Origin of the sequence: Brevibacillus sp. DP1.3A (assembly GCF_013284245.2) — a bacterium.
GTDB lineage: Bacteria > Bacillota > Bacilli > Brevibacillales > Brevibacillaceae > Brevibacillus.
On record NZ_CP085876.1, the window covers coordinates 4059975 to 4080430 of the forward strand.

The 20456-nt window shown below is 47.3% G+C and carries 24 protein-coding genes; 2 read left to right on the forward strand and 22 right to left on the reverse strand.

Going from position 1 to position 20456, the window contains the following annotated elements; all coding sequences use genetic code 11:
• Positions 1 to 89 precede the first annotated feature (89 nt).
• From HP399_RS18405 to prsW, 17 genes are all read right to left on the reverse strand, one after another.
• Complete coding sequence (locus HP399_RS18405; RefSeq protein WP_007716506.1) at positions 90 to 356, reverse strand: stage VI sporulation protein F; 267 nt, start codon at positions 354 to 356, stop codon at positions 90 to 92.
• Between the two features lie 78 nt (positions 357 to 434).
• Entirely contained in the window at positions 435 to 1487 is a 1053-nt protein-coding gene (locus HP399_RS18410) for an NAD(P)H-dependent glycerol-3-phosphate dehydrogenase (protein ID WP_217367558.1), read from the reverse strand.
• Between the two features lie 13 nt (positions 1488 to 1500).
• On the reverse strand, positions 1501 to 2103 hold the full coding sequence (plsY, locus tag HP399_RS18415) for a glycerol-3-phosphate 1-O-acyltransferase PlsY (RefSeq protein ID WP_173617943.1): 603 nt from the start codon (positions 2101 to 2103) through the stop codon (positions 1501 to 1503).
• 15 nt (positions 2104 to 2118) lie between these two features.
• Positions 2119 to 3432, reverse strand: coding sequence for a ribosome biogenesis GTPase Der (gene der / locus HP399_RS18420; protein ID WP_173617944.1), 1314 nt, complete (start codon positions 3430 to 3432; stop codon positions 2119 to 2121).
• Between the two features lie 54 nt (positions 3433 to 3486).
• Positions 3487 to 3669, reverse strand: coding sequence for a capping complex subunit for YIEGIA (locus HP399_RS18425; protein WP_144616063.1), 183 nt, complete (start codon positions 3667 to 3669; stop codon positions 3487 to 3489).
• Between the two features lie 3 nt (positions 3670 to 3672).
• The gene (locus tag HP399_RS18430) at positions 3673 to 4578 is read right to left on the reverse strand and encodes a YIEGIA family protein (protein ID WP_173617945.1); all 906 of its coding nucleotides are present in this window, start codon (positions 4576 to 4578) and stop codon (positions 3673 to 3675) included.
• A gap of 7 nt (positions 4579 to 4585) precedes the next feature.
• A complete protein-coding gene (locus HP399_RS18435) occupies positions 4586 to 5221 on the reverse strand; it encodes a YphA family membrane protein (RefSeq protein WP_173617946.1) in 636 nt (211 codons plus the stop codon).
• Between the two features lie 84 nt (positions 5222 to 5305).
• Entirely contained in the window at positions 5306 to 6358 is a 1053-nt protein-coding gene (gene fni, locus HP399_RS18440) for a type 2 isopentenyl-diphosphate Delta-isomerase (RefSeq protein ID WP_173617947.1), read from the reverse strand.
• 76 nt (positions 6359 to 6434) lie between these two features.
• Complete coding sequence (gene rpsA / locus HP399_RS18445) at positions 6435 to 7607, reverse strand: 30S ribosomal protein S1 (RefSeq protein ID WP_173617948.1); 1173 nt, start codon at positions 7605 to 7607, stop codon at positions 6435 to 6437.
• 185 nt (positions 7608 to 7792) lie between these two features.
• Positions 7793 to 8386 carry a lysophospholipid acyltransferase family protein gene (locus HP399_RS18450; protein ID WP_173617949.1) on the reverse strand — a complete coding sequence of 198 codons (594 nt, stop codon included), beginning with the start codon at positions 8384 to 8386 and terminating at the stop codon, positions 7793 to 7795.
• A complete protein-coding gene (gene cmk / locus HP399_RS18455; RefSeq protein WP_173617950.1) occupies positions 8383 to 9054 on the reverse strand; it encodes a (d)CMP kinase in 672 nt (223 codons plus the stop codon). The genes HP399_RS18450 and cmk overlap by 4 nt, the downstream gene beginning before the upstream one ends.
• 157 nt (positions 9055 to 9211) lie before the next feature.
• On the reverse strand, positions 9212 to 9394 hold the full coding sequence (locus tag HP399_RS18460; protein ID WP_173617951.1) for a hypothetical protein: 183 nt from the start codon (positions 9392 to 9394) through the stop codon (positions 9212 to 9214).
• A gap of 25 nt (positions 9395 to 9419) precedes the next feature.
• Positions 9420 to 10103, reverse strand: a complete 684-nt coding sequence (locus HP399_RS18465; protein ID WP_173617952.1) for a flagellar brake protein — start codon at positions 10101 to 10103, stop codon at positions 9420 to 9422.
• 115 nt (positions 10104 to 10218) lie between these two features.
• Positions 10219 to 11586 (reverse strand): germination protein YpeB, encoded by a 1368-nt coding sequence (gene ypeB / locus HP399_RS18470; protein ID WP_173617953.1) that lies wholly within the window; start codon positions 11584 to 11586, stop codon positions 10219 to 10221.
• 32 nt (positions 11587 to 11618) lie between these two features.
• Positions 11619 to 12278, reverse strand: a complete 660-nt coding sequence (locus HP399_RS18475; protein ID WP_039960026.1) for a cell wall hydrolase — start codon at positions 12276 to 12278, stop codon at positions 11619 to 11621.
• A gap of 26 nt (positions 12279 to 12304) precedes the next feature.
• On the reverse strand, positions 12305 to 12463 hold the full coding sequence (locus HP399_RS18480) for a hypothetical protein (protein WP_173617954.1): 159 nt from the start codon (positions 12461 to 12463) through the stop codon (positions 12305 to 12307).
• Positions 12464 to 12483: 20 nt separating this feature from the next.
• The gene (gene prsW, locus HP399_RS18485; RefSeq protein WP_173617955.1) at positions 12484 to 13158 is read right to left on the reverse strand and encodes a glutamic-type intramembrane protease PrsW; all 675 of its coding nucleotides are present in this window, start codon (positions 13156 to 13158) and stop codon (positions 12484 to 12486) included.
• Between the two features lie 82 nt (positions 13159 to 13240).
• Between prsW and HP399_RS18490 the strand changes: the two genes are divergently transcribed.
• Positions 13241 to 14212 carry an asparaginase gene (locus tag HP399_RS18490; RefSeq protein ID WP_173617956.1) on the forward strand — a complete coding sequence of 324 codons (972 nt, stop codon included), beginning with the start codon at positions 13241 to 13243 and terminating at the stop codon, positions 14210 to 14212.
• Between the two features lie 631 nt (positions 14213 to 14843).
• On the opposite strand, the gene HP399_RS18495 is transcribed toward HP399_RS18490, so the two are convergent.
• Entirely contained in the window at positions 14844 to 16133 is a 1290-nt protein-coding gene (locus tag HP399_RS18495) for a Glu/Leu/Phe/Val family dehydrogenase (RefSeq protein WP_173617957.1), read from the reverse strand.
• Positions 16134 to 16444: 311 nt separating this feature from the next.
• On the opposite strand from HP399_RS18495, the gene HP399_RS18500 reads away from it, so the two are divergent.
• The gene (locus tag HP399_RS18500) at positions 16445 to 17188 is read left to right on the forward strand and encodes a PIG-L deacetylase family protein (protein WP_173617958.1); all 744 of its coding nucleotides are present in this window, start codon (positions 16445 to 16447) and stop codon (positions 17186 to 17188) included.
• A gap of 73 nt (positions 17189 to 17261) precedes the next feature.
• On the opposite strand, the gene HP399_RS18505 is transcribed toward HP399_RS18500, so the two are convergent.
• The 4 genes from HP399_RS18505 to HP399_RS18520 all read right to left on the reverse strand — a co-directional run bounded on the left by HP399_RS18505 (position 17262) and on the right by HP399_RS18520 (position 20453).
• A complete protein-coding gene (locus HP399_RS18505) occupies positions 17262 to 17861 on the reverse strand; it encodes a genetic competence negative regulator (RefSeq protein WP_007723994.1) in 600 nt (199 codons plus the stop codon).
• A gap of 362 nt (positions 17862 to 18223) precedes the next feature.
• Entirely contained in the window at positions 18224 to 19150 is a 927-nt protein-coding gene (locus tag HP399_RS18510; protein WP_173617959.1) for an NAD(P)/FAD-dependent oxidoreductase, read from the reverse strand.
• 50 nt (positions 19151 to 19200) lie between these two features.
• Positions 19201 to 19878, reverse strand: coding sequence for a LysM peptidoglycan-binding domain-containing protein (locus HP399_RS18515; RefSeq protein WP_173617960.1), 678 nt, complete (start codon positions 19876 to 19878; stop codon positions 19201 to 19203).
• Entirely contained in the window at positions 19875 to 20453 is a 579-nt protein-coding gene (locus HP399_RS18520; protein WP_173617961.1) for a CPBP family intramembrane glutamic endopeptidase, read from the reverse strand. The genes HP399_RS18515 and HP399_RS18520 overlap by 4 nt, the downstream gene beginning before the upstream one ends.
• Positions 20454 to 20456: the final 3 nt, after the last annotated feature.

Below are 20456 nucleotides of genomic sequence, written 5' to 3' on the forward strand. Positions count from 1 at the left end.
CAGCCATGTCCCTGTAGAGCCATGATTGTTCCTAGTCTTACTGTATGACGGTTTTTGTTGCAGGTAACGGGCATAATCGCCCATTTCTCTTATTTGAGCAGCTTGGTCAAGGTGGACATGTCACCCAGATTGATTTCCTGATTGCGAAACATTTCAATGACCTTATCTTCCTTTTCAGGAGTTAATTGCTTGCCACTAAGCGTAGCGAGCGTGCGAATGATTTGACGCAGCTTGGTCTCGTCTTCAAAGTCACTGCGCTTGACTTGACCGGCTAGTGAGCGAAGCTTTTCTTCATCGACATTTTCCGTTGCTTTCCCTTGCAAGCGCTCAAAAAGTCGTTTCGACATATTATTCATTTAGTATCTCCTCCTGCACATGGGCTTTCACCCTATCGTATGTGCAGAAGCCTAAATCGGTGATACTTCATTCATGACTTATTCCGCTTCGGGATTGAGGTACGCCATTTCAAAGGTTTTTCCACGCCCCATCAGTTCTTCCACGCCTTGACGAGCTTCTTTTCCTTCAAACAGCATACCATACAGAACAGAAGTGATTGGCATTTCCACTTGCTCACGTTGCGATAAGGAAAAGGCTGCATTTGTCGTGCGAACGCCTTCGACGACCATACCCATCTGTGCCAGTACGTCATCGAGTTTTTTTCCTTGTCCGAGCAAATAGCCTGCACGCCAGTTTCGGCTGTGTTTACTCGTACATGTGGCAATCAAATCGCCAACACCAGCCAGACCAGAAAACGTAAGTGGCTTCGCACCGAGCTTAATACCCAGACGGCTAATTTCCGCCAAGCCACGGGTCAACAGTGCTGCCTTAGCGTTGTCTCCATATCCTAAGCCATCAGACATCCCTGCACCAAGTGCAATGATGTTCTTCAACGCTCCGGCGATCTCAGCGCCAATCAAATCTGGGTTTGTATACACACGAAAATTCGTATTCATCAGCAAATCCTGAGATCGCAGCATGCTTTCTTCCGATTCAGACGCCATCACAATTGTCGTTGGTTGCCGTTTGACTACCTCCTCGGCATGGCTCGGTCCTGACAGCACAGCCAATCTGGACGCAATCTCGCCTGGCACCTCTTCCGCAATGACTTCTGACATTCGCTTCAGACTTTCCAGTTCAAAGCCTTTTGTCGCATGAATCAAAAGTACATCCGGTTCTAAGTACGGCGCCACTTGCTGACAAATTTGGCGCATGGCATGGGAAGGAACAACGAGAAGAACAATACGTTTGCCAATTACCGCCTCTTGAATGTTGGTTGTCGCCACAATGTTTGCTGAAAGCGTTTCTCCCGGCAGGTACTTTTCATTCACATGTTTGCTGTTTATTTCTTCTGCCAGCTTGGTATCCCGTACCCAAAGCGTAACCTGATGCCCGTTGTCCGCCAAGACTGTAGCAAGTGCCGTTCCCCAGCTTCCGGCCCCAATCACCGTAACATTTTGAATCAATACGTCCCCCTCCACTTTTCTCATGTCCGTTCGTACATTATCCCAGCTTCCGGTTGGACTTATCTCCTAGTCTCCGTTCGTTTCCTGAAAGAAGATTGCGGATATTATTATAATGACGAATGTAAGCAAAGATTGCGATCGCCAAGCTCGCCCAAATAAAGGAAACTGGTTTGTCCAACAAGTACAGGGTAAATGGAATAACCGTTACGATAACCAATGATCCTAATGAAACAAAGCGAGTGATTGCAATGACTAAGACAGCCAACACGGCAGCGATCAAAAATGCCAAGGGAGAATAACCTAACACGACACCTAGAGTGGTCGCAATGCCTTTCCCTCCGCGGAATCCAAAAAAGATCGGCCAATTGTGACCAGCGATAACAAACAAGCCTGCCACTGCATACGCTGCCGGGTCCCCTGTCATCAGGTGAGTCAGTCCCATCGCAGCTATTCCTTTTACTGCATCAAGAAGGAGAACGGCAATGCCGGGGCCTTTTCCTAACACCCGGAGGGTATTAGTTGCACCGGCATTTCCGCTGCCATGAGAACGTATGTCAATTCCTGCGACTTTTTTGGCGATAAGATAGCTAAAGCTAATAGAACCGATTAAATAGCTAAGCACCCAGGATAATAACACCATGGCGTTTTTCTCTCCCTACGTTTTTTTCCGCGTCCAGATTCGTACTGGCGTGCCTTCAAACACAAATGCTTCGCGGATTTTGTTCTCTATGTAACGTTCATAGGAGAAGTGCATCAGTTCTGGATCGTTAACAAACAGAATGAACGTCGGTGGTTTCACCGTCGCTTGAGTCGTATAGTTGATTTTCAAGCGCTTTCCACGATCAGACGGTGGTGGGGTACGAATTGTCGCATCCGTTACCAAATCATTAAGGACAGAGGTAGGAACTCGCATCGCATGTGCTTGAGAAACCTCATTGACCTTTGGAAGAATCGTGTGAACACGTTGTTTTGATTTCGCAGAAACATACATGATCGGTGCGTAATGCAGATATTTGAACTCTTCGCGGATCAACTCAGTGAAGCGTTGCATCGTTTTGTCATCTTTTTCGACAGCATCCCATTTGTTGACGATAATGATTACACCACGACCAGCCTCATGTGCATAACCTGCGATCTTTTTGTCCTGCTCGATTATGCCCTCTTCACCGTCAATGACAACAAGAACAACATCCGAATCTTCAATGGAACGCATCGCGCGCATTACACTATATTTTTCCGTTGTTTCATACACCTTACCGCGCTTGCGCATACCGGCCGTATCCACGAGAATGTAGCTTTGTCCATCGCGTTCAAACGGCGTATCGATCGCATCACGGGTTGTTCCGGCAACATCACTCACAATGACTCGCTCTTCACCGAGAAGCGCATTCGTCAAGGAAGACTTCCCGACGTTTGGACGACCGATGATGGATACACGAATGACATCGTCTCTTTTCTCTTCGTCATCCTCAGCAGGGAAATGCTGAACCACGTCTTCCAGCATATCGCCCAAGCCAAGACCATGGCTACCTGAGACAGGGAATGGCTCGCCCAAGCCCAAGGAATAAAAGTCGTAAATATCCGCACGCATTTCCGGATTATCCGCTTTGTTCACCGCGAGTACGACAGGTTTTCCTGTCCGATTCAGCATCCGTGACAGTTCAACGTCCGCATCTGTCACACCTGTGCGGCTATCTGCAATCATAATGATGACATCTGCTTCATCAATCGCGAGCTCTGCCTGATAACGCATCTGTGTAAGAATCTCGTCGGTCTCACCAAACTCAATCCCACCGGTATCAATCACATGGAAAGTATGAGTTAGCCATTCACCTTTCCCGTACAGGCGGTCACGGGTTACTCCCGGCATATCCTCCACGATCGCGACTCGTTGGCCAATCAATCTGTTAAAAATCGTGGACTTCCCCACGTTGGGTCTCCCCACAATGGCTACCACTGGTAATCCCATAATTAACAACACTCTCTCTCATTTTACGTTTTGACTAGCTAATCATACCATACACTACTTATGCCGAACAATGATAAGGGTATCGTCGCTCACTTCATGCACCATCGCGTCCAGTATCTTTTCCAAAGTGAAAGCTGTTTGCTGCATCTTCTCTGTAGTAGACTCGATAAAAATCGGCACCCCACCCGCAATCCTATCTTTGTTTGTCGTAATCACCGCCAAGATTAATCCTGTCATGACCTACAGCTCCTTTTTCACGATTCTAGTCTTCGTTGGCATTCGGAAGACGCTTTCGAGAATCGGGACAGCACGAATGACGGACGTTGCGCGTTCCACATCTTTTTCTTGCGGCAATAAAAATACACCCAGTCTCCCTGACTGTATATCACGTTTTACCAGCGGTGTTAGCGATGGCTCTCCCGTATCTGTATATACACCGAGCTGCGTCGCCACATCGTGCAGAATCGCTTGCCGCTGTCCTGGGTGGGCAATCGTGACCTTGGCATTGGCATCCCTCGGTGTCAAAATAAAACCCACACCTTGCTCACGTATAATCTCTTGGGCATCTGCCAGACCGATGTTCATGATGTAAATGTCGTTGACATACAAGTCTCTTCCTTCCATTCTCACTTCGCCCGGCTCGATCTCTGCAATCAGCGACAGTGTTTTTCCAGAACGCAGCTTGCGAGAGATTATCAAGGCAATTACACCTGCAATGACACCCCCCCACCAATGAAAAAGGATGGTAGCCGTCGTTGTCACCAAAGACGTAAACATGACCATGTAATTGCGTCCTTCAAACACCATTGCGATTCCTTCGATATAGGGACCACCACGGGGCACCAGCTCCTGCTTATCGATCGCCGTGAGCGTAGTGCGTTCCATGTTCCTGACATCGCGGAATTGCTGAGCAGCCACCGTCAAAAATGTGACTGCCGTGTAGTTCTCCTTGAGCAGGGCGGGAATCGCTATCGCTCCGAGCGCGGATGCGATCACCCCAAGTGAAACGTGAATAATTTTTCCGTGGGGATAGGTTGGATATTGTCGATAATCTGTTCGCAAAAGATGAATCCGGCACATAATCCCGAATAGGAAGCCCAGAACTAAAGGAAAAACATATTCATAAGCTAGCAATTCCTTGAACACCCTAGCGTCACCTGCCCGTATCGGAATGGGAAGACTCTGTTTCTGTTCTACCAAGGATACGACGAATCGCAGACCAGACTATGCTGACGAGAGCCCATAGTGATATGCCACTCCACAGCAGATCTTGCGCATACTCCGATCCCCAATGACAGGAACCCGACAATTTCCAAAAATATAGCGAATGTATCGCATCTGCGAGTGGCATGGCGAGCGTGAGCTGAAACAGCTGTCCCAGATTCGTTCTGCTCATCAAAAAAATCGTACTGACTCCAACAGCAGGTACAATGATCCTCTCATCCCAAAACAGCAAGATCGGATCGGTAAAAAACAGCCAGCGCAGCCAAAATAGCAAAAGGGCCGTTGCCAGCGCACTCAGCAAGTACAATCTGCGTATTTTGGACATGAGCTTGGTGTAAAGGACAATGCTTGCGATCAGTGGCAATATCGTTCCACTTAGACTAACTTGAATGGGGGCAAAATAGATTTCCCAGTTAACAAACGTACACATTAAAAACGCACTGATCACTGCGAGCACTCGTCTGCGTTCCATCTTCATGTTTCGCAGCTGCAAGTCAAAGCTTCCCATCCAGACCAGACACAGCAAAGACCACTGGATGAGGATCGCAACGGTTCCCTCGTTCATGTTCATCTCCTCAAAATGATGGTTGTCTCCCCAAAAGTATGCCTCAACCAAGGAAATTTCATGAATCGAATGCTCGTCCACTAACTAACGTTGTGCCAGTCTCTCCAATTGCATGTGACGAAGCCTAGCTCTCTCCGCTGTTTCTCCCGTGATCATAACAGGAGTACAAACCGCGTCTGCCAGAACTTTCATTCCGAGTGCCGTCATCGCCACTCGAATTTGATGATGCCATCTGTCGATGGTAGACAAGCATTCTTCCAGCGATTCGCGTTGAACCAGACGCAGCATTGCCCCCGCCATCCCGACAGCGGACGCGCCTAAAGAAGCGACTTTGACTACATCGAGTCCATGACGAACACCGCCTGTTGCTATGTACGACATTCCCGGATGACCGACAGCATTCGCTTCCAGCAAGCTCTCCACCGTCGTGAATCCCCAATCCTCAAACATGGCATGAGGATGTTCATTTCGCATATTTTCGACTTGAGCAAAATTTGTTCCGCCTCTTCCACCCACATCGATTGTTCTGATCCCGATTTCTATGAGCTTCTCGATTGATTCTTTCGCCATGCCAAAACCGACTTCTTTGACAATAACCGGCACATCCAGGCTCTCCCTAATCGCTTGAATCCGCTCGAGATAGCCGCGAAAATCACGATCTCCCTCAGGCATCAACAGTTCTTGCATAACATTCAGATGGATTTGCAGTCCGTTCGCTTCTATCATCTCCACTGCTGCTCTTGCCTGCTCCACTGTCGCCTCTGCCCCAACATTTGCAAACAAGATCCCCTGTGGATGTTCCCTTCTGACAATCCGATAGCTATCCGTAACATCTGGATCACGCAGAGCGGCCATTTGTGAGCCAACAGCCATAGCCAGATTGCGTTCCCTCGCAATGATCGCCAGTTTTTGATTGATCTGCGTAGTCCCACCAGCCCCACCCGTCATCGCATTAATCATAATCGGTGAGGAGAGTCGCAAGGATGCGATCTCTGTGTCCAGTGAGGTTTCAGCAAACGCTGTATTCGGCAAGCTATTCGGAACAAAGCTAACATCATCAAAGCTATTCGCACCGTCTTCCCCAGTGACAAGAGCATTTCGAATATGGTCCAGTTTTCTAATCGAACGACGATCCATTGTACCCCTCCTAGACTTTCACTCCCAGAAAAAAGGGATACGCCAGAGCGTATCCCCATGAATCCTACTTTTTATCTTACTTGAACTTGTCTTTCAGATCACCGAACAACTCGCCCAATGTCACGCCCATTGGTTGGTTGTTTTCTTGCGTGAATTGTTGCTGTTCACGCTTGCTCGCACGTTCTGCCTGCTCCACACGGTCTTCTTCTACTGCACGGATACTGAGGCTAATGCGCTGTTCTTGTGGAACAACATCCAAAACTTTCACCTGTACTTCTTGGCCCTCTTTCAACACCTCACTCGGTGTATTCACACGGCGATTTGCAATTTGGGAGATGTGTACGAGGCCTTCGATTCCAGGAGCCAGCTCAATAAATGCACCGAAGGATACCAAACGTTTTACCGTTCCATTCAAAATAGAACCCGCTTTGAAATCTTCTGCAACGTTCGCCCATGGACCTGCTTGCGTTTCCTTAATGCTAAGGCCAATGCGCTCGTTTTCACGGTCAATTTTGAGGACCTTCACTTGTACCTTGTCGCCTTCCTTCACGACATCGGACGGCTTATCTACACGGTTCCAAGCAAGTTCAGATACGTGAACCAATCCATCAACACCACCGATATCCACGAAAACGCCAAAATCGGTCATGCGCTGAACCGTTCCTTCCAATACTTGACCCACTTGGATTTTATCCATAATGGATTGCTTTTGCACTTTTACTTCGTCTTCCAATACCGCTTTGTGGGACAGGATAACTTTATTTTTTTCCTTATCCATTTCTACTACTTTCAAAGCCAATGTTTTGCCTTTGTAATCGGAGAAATCTTCAACGAAATGACGCTCAACCATGGAAGCCGGAATGAAGCCGCGAACGCCTACATCAACAACTAGTCCGCCCTTCACTACTTCTTTCACAGTCGCTTCGATGATTTCACCCGCTTGCATTTTTTGCTCAAGATCTGACCAAGAGGATTCCATCGCTACGGCTTTCTTGGAAACAACGAGCTCTTCTTTCTCGTCGTTTAGCTTGATGACTCTCACTTCGAAAGTATCACCAACCGCTACTACATCAGATACCTTTTCAACATGCAGTGGAGACAGTTCGCTGATAGGAATCAGACCATCGTACTTGTAGCCTAGATCTACAAGCGCTTGTTTGTCCTCAACTTTTGTTACGGTTGCTTTTACGACATCTCCTACGGAAATGGTTGTTGCATCCGTCAAGCTTACGTTCGTTTCTTCCATCATTCAAAAGACCTCCTTAATACCATCCAGTCCCAAACGTCTATGTACAGGTTGTGTACAACCTCACTACATGAAGCGGGAGCATGTATATTTTTAACTGTCGCCTGATGGCTGGCAGTTAGTACTGATGAAGCCAGTAAGTTCCAGCAGATTTAGTATTCGTCCCTTTAGCAATTCTATACCGTTTGCTAAGAGAGATGCTGGTTCCGTAATTGCTTGATGTGCTCCATAATCAGATCGCTCGTTTCCTTCAACGTGTCAGCACTTGATTTGGCCTCGCGCAGACGAGTCAGATCGATCGGTTTACCGTAAACGATCTTAATGGAACGAAACGGTCGATATGGCCCGATAATCGCTACCGGAATGACCGCGGCTTCTGACTTGAGAGCGAACATCGCCACACCCGGCATCGCCTCCCCTGGTTCCCCCGTTTTGCTGCGGGTTCCCTCAGGAAAGATTCCAAAGATTTTTCCATCTTCCAGCAATTTGAGAGTCGTGCGAATAGCCGCACGATCTCCTGCACCCCGTTTGACCGGAAATGCACCGAATTTGGTAATGAGAAAGGATATGACTGGAATTTTGAAAAGCTCTTCTTTGGCCATGAAATGAACCTGACGCTCGATACCACTCCCGAGAAGGGGTGGGTCCCACAAAGAAATGTGGTTGGCACAAAGGATCACTGGGCCTTCCTTAGGTATATGTTCACGCCCGATCACTTGCCAACGAAATACAAGCGAAAAAATTATGCGAAAAAAACCTCTGAATAAACGATAGTAACTCAATGGGTTGACTCTCCCGTTCGCTCGCAGATTTGCAAGATGCGATCGACCACTTGATCAATGGTCATTCCTGTTGTATCTACCAAAACGGCATCTTCCGCCTGGCGCAACGGTGCGACTTCTCTCTGCATGTCCCGTCGATCTCGCTCTTCGATTTCTTTTCCCAGCTCAGCCAAGTCTGTCTGGGTACCTTTTGCGAGTAGTTCCTTCCAGCGGCGTTCTGCACGTTCTTGGATGGAGGCTGTCAGAAATATCTTTACATCTGCATCAGGCAAAACATGAGTACCGATATCTCTGCCGTCCATCACGACATTGCCTTGAGTCGCCAATCGTCGCTGGAGCACAAGCATTTGTTCACGTACAGAACCGTAGCTCGCTACAATGGAGGCGTACTGGCTCACTTCTGTGGAACGTATCCAGCTTGTGACATCGATTTCATTCCAGTATACATGTTGCTGTCCGTTTTCCCGAACCAGTTGAATCTTGTTTTTTTGCAAAAGTTCGGAAACTGCAGACTCATCGTTGATAGGGAGCTGATGATGGTGGACTGCCCAAGCAAGGGCACGATACATGGCACCCGTGTCAATGTACACGTATTCCAGTTGTCCCGCTACTTTTTGTGCGACAGTGCTTTTGCCTGCTCCCGCTGGTCCATCAATGGCAATGTTCATTACTTCTCACCTGCTATGTACGTTAGTTCGGATGGGAATAAAACAAGAAAAGCTTCTGTCGAAGCCCTTTCCCATTCTTTGTGTGATGAAAAACGATTCAAGACCGTTTTCTATGTTATCTATAATAGTACCATAGTATGGAAGCATGCGCAAACCTTTAGGGCTCTCTGGACACGCCTTCCAAACGCTCTGTTTCAATTAATACTAGTCTTGCGGGTACGTACTGAATGAGAACTTCGCCTATAGTCAGTACAATCGCACATACGACAATTCCAATCATGATGCCTTTTTCTACCCGTTTGGAAAAGCTGCAAAAACGATCGTTGTACTGGCTGGTCAATAGGGTCACTTCCTCTGATGAAGCGTCAATCCACAACGCCTTTTTTGCGAAGCTCTAGCTGTCTCTCATAACACGCTCTAACCACTTTTGCCCGATCTTGCTCACTGATTTGGGTGAACTTCCCCGAAATCCATTGGTGCAAACCTTTTTCTTCCGCTGGTTTTTGTCTGACGATTTCCATCTCCACAAAAGCATGTTGAACCTGTCCATTTTTGTTTGGAAGAGAAATCCAGACGTGCAAGTTGTCTTTTTCCTTCAAATGATAGCTTTCCTCACAACTAAAAGACAGCCCACCACCGCTGATATCCAGCGTTCGTGCCAGAAAATGATAGCGTCGAATCGGATCATCCAGTTTGACTGCGATGTCTACCGTGGTGTCAATTCTCAAGTAGTTTCGTCGCTGTGTGCGCACAATCTCCTCTTTGGCCGGCAGTTGCAAAAGCAGAACAGGAATGTGATTGTTTTGCCTGCCGACAATCGCAGAGCGGAATTCATAACGTGAGCCATCCTCGCCAACATACCAAACCAAGCATTCTGTCCCCGGTTGAAATACTCCAGTCCGTCCAGTGTTTTCGCTGGTTGGCAACTCGATGGAAGCTACATCATCCTTCAAATCAGCCACACGGCTTTTGAAAGTTTGCAGCTCCGTTTCTTCTGAGGAACTCGTGAAGTTTAGTCTTATTGTTTGTCCTATTCGTGGAAGCATCATAAAGTAAATGTTCCTCCCCTTCCCTATCACCCTTTCCATTATATACCCTATTGTTTCGAATCAGCAAATAGGGAAAGCCGCTAAAAAACTAGCTTTCCCCCTGTTTTTTTAAACACTATTGTCCTTCGTTCTGTCCTGATCCCGTTTCCATTTTCACAACTTCTTCTTCTTCTCCATTCATGGCGTTGATGTAGACCATGTACGAATTTCCTTCAAAGCTGCCTGTCATTTCCCACGCCAGTACTTCTTTTCCATCGTTTTTCCCTTCGATGAGGGCAAGGCGCTGATCCGTCACTTTTACGCTCGGATTGACTTTTTTCCTTGCTTCTTCTTTCGAGAGACGGGGCTCGGAGAGAATTCTCTTTTTGTGATTAAACAGATACTCCGTTGAGTTATAAGCAGTAACCTCTCCGTTGTCCAACGCAATCTCGACGACCACCCCGTCCGGATAAATTCTGACGCCATCCTGAACTGGCACAAACGTAAAGAGTGCGTTGCGGTCGTAGCTGTCAATCTCAGAGACCTGCATATTGTCAAATCCATGGTCGCGCAAGAACACTCGACCTTTTTCTTCCGCCTGCTTCATGTCCAGCTTTTCCTCGCCAACCCCACGCTCGTTCATCATCCAAACCACTTTACCGCCGCGTTTGGTGACATCGAGGTTAATGCCTGTCTTGTGTCCATTTGGCGTGACACGTACGCTATACGCCGAGTATTCCTGCCCCTTGCCGTTCTCGTTCACTTCTACTTTCGCATCTCCTGGCTTCAACCCGAGAAACGCCAGTGCATTCTTCTCTGCTTCCTCTTTGGTGGTTGCTTTGCCATCGATCCCTTTGATTCGCTGCTGCTTTTTCTTATCGAGACTCTGTATACCGACGCCCCAGTCTAAATCAGGGTATTCCTGCACTTTTTTCTCAATGGTTTGGAATCCATCGATGATGCTATTGTCCTCTTTGTTTTTATTGGTGGCCAATGCCGTCTCGACATCCATCCACCTCAATTGTTTGTCCATCGCGAGGGTTTGTACCTTGCGCAGATCATCCTGGATATCCTTTGCTTGGGTGTGCAGGCTCTTCAATGTCTTGTATTCACTCTGACTCAATGGCTGCTTGTCCAAGTCACGCACAGCAACACGATAGGAAAAATCTGCGACCCTCGACAGCATTTCTTCGGTTTTGCTAAACGCCATCAAGGTCAGTGGGAGTTGTCCGACATCCGCTTGTGCCGCATAGGAAAGCCGCCAAACATTCGTCAAAATTGGTGTCATTTGTCTGCGCGAGTTGACCACCAGCGATTTGCCAAGCTCATCGTGCAGCTTGTCCACATGATAAGTAAGATCGTGAAAAGCTCGTTGGTATGAGTTTTCTGCTTTGATCAGGACCGAGTTCTTCTCATTGTGCTCCTGATATCCCCACACGCCAGCGCCTATTAAGGCAACTAGGGCAATGGGAAATAACACGCGTGCTGTTGCTCCATATACCATCCCTTGCCACTCCTCCTTTGGTTACGCATCCATCATCTGCAGAAGATGTGTTTCCCGATCTTTTTGACCTGCGGCCTGGTCCAAATCCAACCGGATGTTGCTGTATCCGGATTAAAATAGTACGTGCATCCTCCCGACGGGTCCCAGCCGTTTAGTGCATTCTTTACTGCTTTCGTTGCGCTTTCATTCGGTGTAAGCCATATTTGACCATCAGCAACTGCTGTAAAAGCGCGTGGTTCGAATATCACAGCAGAGGGCGTGTCAGGAAACGAAGGGCTCTTGACGCGGTTCAAAATAACGGCTGCGACAGCTACTTGCCCTTCAAACGGCTCCCCTCTTGACTCCCCGTAAACAGCATTCGCCATGATTTTCAAATCATTGTCAGAGACCCGTGAAGGATGAAAGCTGGCTTTTGTTTTGGCCGTTTGTTTCTTTTCAGCAGGTGCAGCCATCTGCTCTTCTTGTACGGCAGCTACATTCTTTTCCTTCCAGACAACCTTGTATCCACTCAAGCCCGCTGCTACCAACATCACCAACACACCTGCGATCCAGATTGTACGCACGGCTGAATCCTCCTTGGCATGTATTGAAATCTTTGCATAGTGTTGGTGGAGGAAGAATGGATTATGCATGTAAATCTGGATATAGAAAAAGACCGACGCTATTTGCATCGGCCCACCTAGATTTCTCACGCTTTTTCAGTTGGGAAAGGAAAAGATCAGGACTCGTCAACCCGAAAATGCTTATCGTTGTCACACAGGCATTGCTTGAACCCTGTTTCTATTTGCCCTCCAGGTTCTCGATGACCACGCAGTGTAAACTTTTCTCCACATACATTGCATTGAATTGTCACTTTTGCTCGTTCGGTTTTTAGCACGCACGTCTCCTCCTTACCGTCTATTGTGGACGTGAAGAGAGATTTTTAGAACCGAAATCGTGTGCTCTTTGTACCTTTTTTAAGCCCTGCCACCACAAAACGAGCATGAATGGCACAATCACTACCAACCAGTTTTGCACTGCCAAAAAAATCACGTTGTACAGGGCATGCAAGCCGATCGGCAAGGTAATCGACATCCATAAAAAAAGCCGCTCATGTTTGGCGTCCTTGGAAAACTTGGCCCGTCCGAGATAATAGCCCATCCACACGGCAAACAACGCATGGCTGGATACCGGCAGAAAAGCACGCCAGATGGCGATATTCGTTCCGTTGATAATGAGGTAGAGCAAATTCTCCAACGTAGCAAAACCAAGTGACACCGCAACTGCATAAACAATTCCATCGTATGGCTCATCAAATTCCAAATGTTTATAAACCGTAAAATAGATGACCATCCATTTAAAAAATTCTTCCACGACAGCGGATTGGAAAACTTCCGCGACAATGCCATCCCGCCAGTTCCATTCATTCTGCATGATGTACTGGAGCACCATAATCGGTACAACCAGCAGCATACCAAAGATAAACGACCGGATCACCATCGAAATTGGTTCCGGTTCGAGACTGTCACGCAGGTAAAAGTAACTTAAGATGGCGATACCGGGGGCAACTGCCGCGCCGATCAAAGCAATCATCTTTTATTACTCCTTTACACAAGACTATTGTTCATCGTACCATGAATACTGGTTGATGAAAACCCGCTACAGGAGAGAGATCATGTCAAAAAAAATTTTGGTAGTGAATACAGGCGGTACGATTGCCATGTCTGTCGATGACTCAGAAGGCGTAAAGCCATTGGATGATCAAGCAGTCAACAAAATCCTTCCTTTTTTAGAAAAATATGCGGACGTCACCATGAAAAATGTACTCAACCTGCCTAGCCCTCACATGACGCCTGCGATCATGAATCAACTGCGACTCGATATTGAGGAAGCCTTTCAACATGATCACTACGATGGCATTGTCATTACCCATGGGACTGATACGTTGGAAGAGACCGCATACTTTCTCGACTTGACTTTATCGGTTCACGTCCCGATTGTCGTTACCGGGGCCATGCGCAGCAGCAATGAGCTCGGGGCAGATGGTCCCGTTAATCTCATTTCTTCCGTTCGTGTAGCCGCAGACTCCTTCAGTTTGAACAAAGGCGTCATTGTTGTTTTTAATGATGAAATTCACGCAGCACGACACGTAACCAAAACACATACGAGCAATGTCGCTACCTTCCAGTCGCCACAATACGGGCCGATTGGAACCATTGCGAAAAAAAGTGTGCAATACCACCATGCTCCATTGGATCGAGAGCATTACACCATCACCCATGCTGATGCGAATGTGCCGCTGATCAAAGCAGTTGCTGGTATGGAGCCTGCTTGGCTGCAGTTTTTATTAGAGCAGCACATTGACGGACTCGTCGTAGAGGCGTTCGGATTAGGAAATCTTCCTCCCGCTATCATCCCTACCCTGCAGCAACTACTCGACAAAGGCGTACCCATTGTGCTCGTCTCCCGCTGCTACAATGGCCAGGTGCAGGATATCTATGACTATGAAGGTGGAGGCCGCAAACTAAAAGAGATGGGGATCATTTTCTCCAATGGTTTGAATGGGCAAAAGGCTCGTCTCAAGTTAATTGTAACGCTGCAAAAATCACGGACTTTCAAAGAGCTGCAGCTGTTGTTCGACCAGTAAATAATATGACTTAAACCTCCTGGTTCTTCAGGAGGTCTTTTTTGTCTTTGAAAACATTTTGTACGATGCTGTTGTGGTGGGGAGGAAACAGGAGAAAACGCTCAGATTCTAGGGCCACCCGCTGGGAGATTGACTGTCCGGCTCCATGAAAAAAAGCGAAACCCGCGTCCAAAGTCGTCCATTCAGGGGGTGTCTCAGAGGTGGACGCTAAGGGCTTGTTTCTCTTTTTTTCTTTGCGCCTCGGTCGGCGTCCCTAAGATCTTCGCTTTTTTCTCCTGTTTCCTCTACGAGCTTTCCCCTGGTTTTTAGATGCCCAAAAGATTGAAGAATGTCATCAGTTACGACAGAGAAGAATATTTCCAGACGTAGCGACTTGTGGAGTCCTACCGAGCGGAGAAGGGATTTGCGGGCAAAAGAAACGCAACGTGCCCGAGCTACGAAGCGGCTACCACTTTTGCGTTTCCCCGCGAATCCCTTCGGAGCGGACAATCAAAGCCCTCAGTAGGACGGAGCCAGGAGCCTAGACTGGAAATATTCTTCTCTTCACCGCTGCCCCATTCCATCAATAAAAAAGGCCCCGCCAAAACGGCGAAGCCATGTTTTCTCAATATATGGAGGGTTGTTTGAAAAATTATACCCAACCGCGGAAGCGAGAAGCCTCAGCCATCTTGCGGGCACCAACCATGTAAGCAGACAGACGCATGTCAATGCGACGTGTTTGAGACATGGAGTATACATTTTCAAACGAACGAACCATTACTTTTTCCAGCTTCTCTTCTACTTCTTCTTCAGACCAGTAGTAGCCTTGGTTGTTTTGTACCCACTCGAAGTAGGAAACAGTCACACCACCAGCACTAGCCAGTACGTCTGGAACCAGAAGAATTCCACGCTCAGTCAAAATCTTAGTCGCTTCCAAAGTAGTTGGGCCATTTGCCGCTTCTACTACGATTGACGCCTTGATGTTGTGAGCATTTGCAGCTGTGATTTGGTTTTCGATCGCTGCCGGAACCAAAATGTCGCATTCCAGTTCAAGAAGCTCTTTGTTGGTGATCGTGTTGTTGAACAGTTTTGTAACTGTACCAAAGGAATCACGACGATCCAACAAGTAGTCAATATCCAAACCGTTAGGATCATGCAGTGCACCGTATGCATCAGAGATACCTACGACTTTAGCGCCTGCATCATGCATGAATTTTGCCAAGTAGCTACCAGCGTTACCAAAGCCTTGTACAACTACGCGAGCACCTTTTACTTCGATGTTGCGACGCTTCGCTGCTTCACGGATGCAAATGGTTACACCTTTTGCAGTAGCTGTTTCGCGGCCATGGGAACCACCCAGCGCAATTGGTTTACCCGTAATGAAACCAGGCGAGTCAAATTCACGGATACGGCTATATTCGTCCATCATCCACGCCATGATCTGTGAGTTCGTAAAGACGTCCGGAGCTGGAATATCTTTAGTAGGACCCACAAGCTGGCTGATTGCGCGAACGTAACCGCGGCTCAGTCTTTCCAATTCGCGGAAGGACATTTCACGCGGGTCGCAAATGATACCGCCTTTACCACCGCCATACGGCAGATCGACGATACCTGCTTTGAGGCTCATCCAGATAGAAAGTGCTTTAACTTCATCCTCAGTAACTTCCGGGTGGAAACGAATGCCCCCCTTGGTCGGACCTACTGCATCGTTGTGCTGTGCACGATAGCCCGTAAATACCTTTACTTCGCCATTATCCATGCGAACCGGAATACGTACAGTCAAAACGCGTAGCGGTTCCTTCAAGAGTTCAAACATCGATTCTTGGTAACCTAGTTTCTCCAGTGCTTCCTTGATCACCGTTTGAGTTGAATGGAGCAAGTTCAATGATTCTTGCTTTTCTTTCCCTTCGGTGCTTTCGGTTACCACGTCTTGATTACCCATTACTTACCACCTCAAAAATGTTTTCGGTCAATGCCGCCTTTAGTATACACGCTTGTATCATTTATGAGAAGCTTAAAAATGTTTTTTTTCCATTTCGAAAACGTTTTCGTTCCTTGTTTTGCATAATCATTCAATTATTTACCAATCATTTCTGTAACCGCTTTTACGGGCTACATTTTTACAAACAGCTTCAAAAGCGCGTCCCATCATGCTTGTATTGTCCCCAAACTTGTTTCTTTCATTACGGAAATAGTGGATTTATGCCATAATAGAAAAAGTAAAGGTGGAAGTTTATTCATGGAGGTGTTTTTATGAAAAAAAAGTCTATTTTGTTTGTTTTTGCCCATCCCGATGACGAAACGTTTGCTTGTGGGATTTCCATTTCCAAATATAGTAAAACACAAAAGGCCAGCACCCATCTATTGTGTGCAACAAAAGGGCAAGCAGGGAAAGCTGGTGAACCACCTTTATGCACACCGGAAGAACTCCCCCGTTTTCGCGAGCAAGAGCTTCGCGACGCTTGCGCCATACTCGGTTTCGATCAGGTAGACGTTTGGGAATACCAGGATAAGTTCCTAAACACAGTGCCTGTAGATGAGCTCGTTACTCGTATCCACCAGGCTATTCACCAGATCCAACCGGAAATCGTCGTCACGTTTGCACCGCATGGCATCTCCGGACATCCTGACCATTTGGCGATTAGTCAGGCTACCACTCAGGCTGTCCTTTCTTTAGGCCCAGATACGAGTGTGCGAAAGCTTTATTATGCGACTCGCTCATCCGAAGAAGGATTTGGTACGATGAAGCCTCCCTTTACGGATCCAATCGAGAGCATTACGACGATCATTCACGCCCCTGAATATATGCAAAAAGTAGCAGATGCCTTGCGGGCGCACAGAACACAACACCTATCAGTAGAGCGCGTTTTCCCAGGTGTAACAAAAGGCGAGCACCATTCTGTCCCGCCAAACAATCACTACATCTTGGCTTGGCACAGCCTTCCGAACTATACCATTCAAGGTAAAGAGGCTGATTTTTTTGACGGCCTAGCATAATCTGTACAGACAGCAACAGCACCTAGTTGGTTGACTAGGTGCTGTTTTATATTCCCAGACATTTCTTTTTCGATTACGTGAAATGCCTGCATATTTCTTTTACAGCATCGTCGGCAACGATCACTTTCCCGTATTCTTCCAACACATAAATCGTTATCGGCGTCGCTTCTCCGTACTCAGAGAGGATCGCAATTAGCTTGTGATAACGCTCCTGATCCAAGTCGACTTCCTCCAGCACCAGATGATATTTCCCCTGGTAGAAGTAGGCAGCTCCGCCATTGGTCAATAGGGCGTTAATGCGATGGGCGGCTTCAACCATATGCTCAAAGTCCCGGAAGGCATACATGATCAAATCGCTTTCTTCCAATGTGACCTCTAGCTCGTATACATCCTCGTCTTCGAATTCTTCCTCTTTGCCGTCCTTTGAGCCCGTCTTGCCACGCGTTACGATTACGACCATTCCCTGAGCTGGCAAGGCGAACACTTCAACTGCAACAGGCCCTGATACCTCAAACCCTAATTCGTGATAAGCCTGTTCCATCATGTCGTTGAACAGTTCATGAACTTTAGGAATGTCACGCCACATGTCTTCTTTTTCTATCCCGCGCTCTGAGAGGTCGTCAAAAGTTAAAAAGATTCGTATTTTATCTTGACCAAGGCGTTCAACACGCATGACTGTCCCTCCTCGCCATCCAGTCGTACTACAAAATATGATGGTAAGCCTGTAAGAGTTCTCCACATTCTCCGGCGAATACCTGTTGGTATTCATCCATTTTTTGATGGACTGGAAAATACGGGGTAGTCCTATCATATCACATTTAATTACTGGAACAAAGCTACCATGACACCTACGCAGCATTCGCCTATCGATGTCGAATCAACTCACGAAAAAAGAAACTTTGTTGTTGCCTGTCATTTCCTGCGCTTTCCCAGGAAAAGTTCCCCTCTTGCTTCTTCTTATGTATTTATATTTGGCTCTGCTAGTTCGGGTTCCTTCTCATTCATAAAGGTTTGTACATGAAAAAACGCCCAGAATCAGGCGTTTTTCTGCGTCTCATATTCACGCAGCCGCTTTTGAATCCAAATGGCCGCCTGTGTTCCATCCCCCATGGCAATCGACACTTGTTGAGAATGCTCATTGATATCGCCAACAGCCCATATGTTGGGATGTTCGGTTTCTTTTGTTCGCGGATTCGTATGGATGTGGCCCTTTTCATGAATTTGCACGGAAAAACCACGCAATAGCTCTGTCAAAGCATGAGCACCAGGAAAGGCAAGAAATGCTCTTTCGGCAGACAAGCGTTCACCTGAAGAGAGTTCGATTTCTTGCAATTGTCCCCCCGTATGATGAAGGGCACATACTTTTTCCTCTCGATACATAATCCCTCGCTGGGTCAGTCCAGAGACAACCTGCGTATCCACCTGCACTTGTGCATGGTTAATGACGGTTAACCTGTTTGTATAGTAAACAAGTTCGTCTGCCATCGAAACAGCTTGTGGGCCCGCTCCAATGATTACCGTGTCTTTCTCAACTGTTTCATAGCCGTCACAGTCAGGACACAAGAAAATCGATATCCCTATACAATCGGAGAAGCCAGGTATCGTTGGAAACGGATCGCGAATGCCGGTTGCCAATACCAGCGTGCGCGAAGTAAGCGTATGTATGCCACTTTTCGTACCTATCGAAAATAAGCCGCTTGAGTCAGTAGCAAGCTTTGTTACCTCATCTGTTATCAAGATTGCGCCGTATTTTTGTGCTTGCTTTCTGCCTACTTGACGCAAAAAATCGCCACTAACCCCCTCCGAAAATCCGAGAATGTTTCGGTAGGCTTTGGCGACTGTTGATCGACCACCCGGCATGTCAATGACTGCAACGCGTCGAAGGCATCTTGCTAGTTGGATTGCGGTTTGAAGCCCTGCAATCCCGCCGCCGACAATGACCGTATCATACTCCACTTGCATCCACCTGCTTATCTTTTTCCCGATAGCATTGCCAGTGGAGCACGATCTCATTACTGAACGAGGGGAATCATTACAATTTTTCCTTCAACGAGCCCTGCTTCTGAATGAAGTCCGTTATATCTTGCGATTCGTCCTACGTTCGAATTATTTCCATAGTACTTTCGTGACAGCATAAACAACGTTTCACCCTTCTTCACCACATGCTTGACGACCTTCGATTTTGCTGTAGATGGTGTTGAAGCTTGTTTTCCCGGTGTAGCTACTTTGCTAGTAGAAGTACTCGCAATCTGGGGTGCCTTGTCTACAGGTGTACCAGTCGAAGTTTGGGCTGGGACTGTGCTCACAGCAGGTGTCTGTACGCTTGTGGTCGCCTTCACTGCATGCTCAACTGGTTTTGATTCGGTCGTTTTCGCCTTGGCAGGTGGGTTGGTCACGCTTGCATTCGGATCAAGCGTAGCAGGAAGAACGACGGATACAGGCTCCTTTTCTCCTGCCTTGCTTCCTTGCGAAGTGGTACTTGCTTTGCTAGCTTCTTTCACTTCAACACTACCAGAAGCTGCTGACTCGTGTGGGACATTGGCCCTGTACAACTCAAGACCAATCAACCCGAAAAAGACGAATCCAAACAAGTACAATCCCGGTTGAATCCACTTTTTAAACGAGAACGACGCTGTAGGGCGAGTATGACGGGAGCGTCGGGGTGGTAATGGATTATGCTCGAGATTCACTCTTCCTCCCCCTTTTTCTTGATCGTTTTTTGTAAATAAAATGCTAACATGACGTCAATAAGGATATGGGCCACAATCGAGGGCCAAAGGGACTGATAGTGGGAAAACAAGAGTCCTAAGATCCAGCTTGTACCAAATACACTTATGACCATGAGCGGTTTTTTCAAATAACGTACGTGGATCAGTGTAAAAATAAGACTGCTCCAAAAATTCCCAGCAAGCGATTGAATGACTCCCCGGAATAGCCATTCCTCTCCCACCCCTACTACCATACAGACGAGAATTGTAGTGGATGGTAACATGGCCCCAAAAACTTTCTCATTGATACTGCCATCATCTTGCCATCTTTTAGGCAAGTACCGATCCATTGCAATACTCCCGATAATAATACCCACGGCTACAAACACGGCCCACAGCACAGCATTCCAGCCTGGCAAAGTAAACAAGGACAGAGTAGCATCCCAGCCCAGCACCAATAAGCTACCGGCAGCAGCCACTCCCATCACGATTCCTTGTGTCAACCATAGATTCAGCCGAAGAGTGGCTTCATCCACCTCTAGCCAATCTTCCCTCACTCG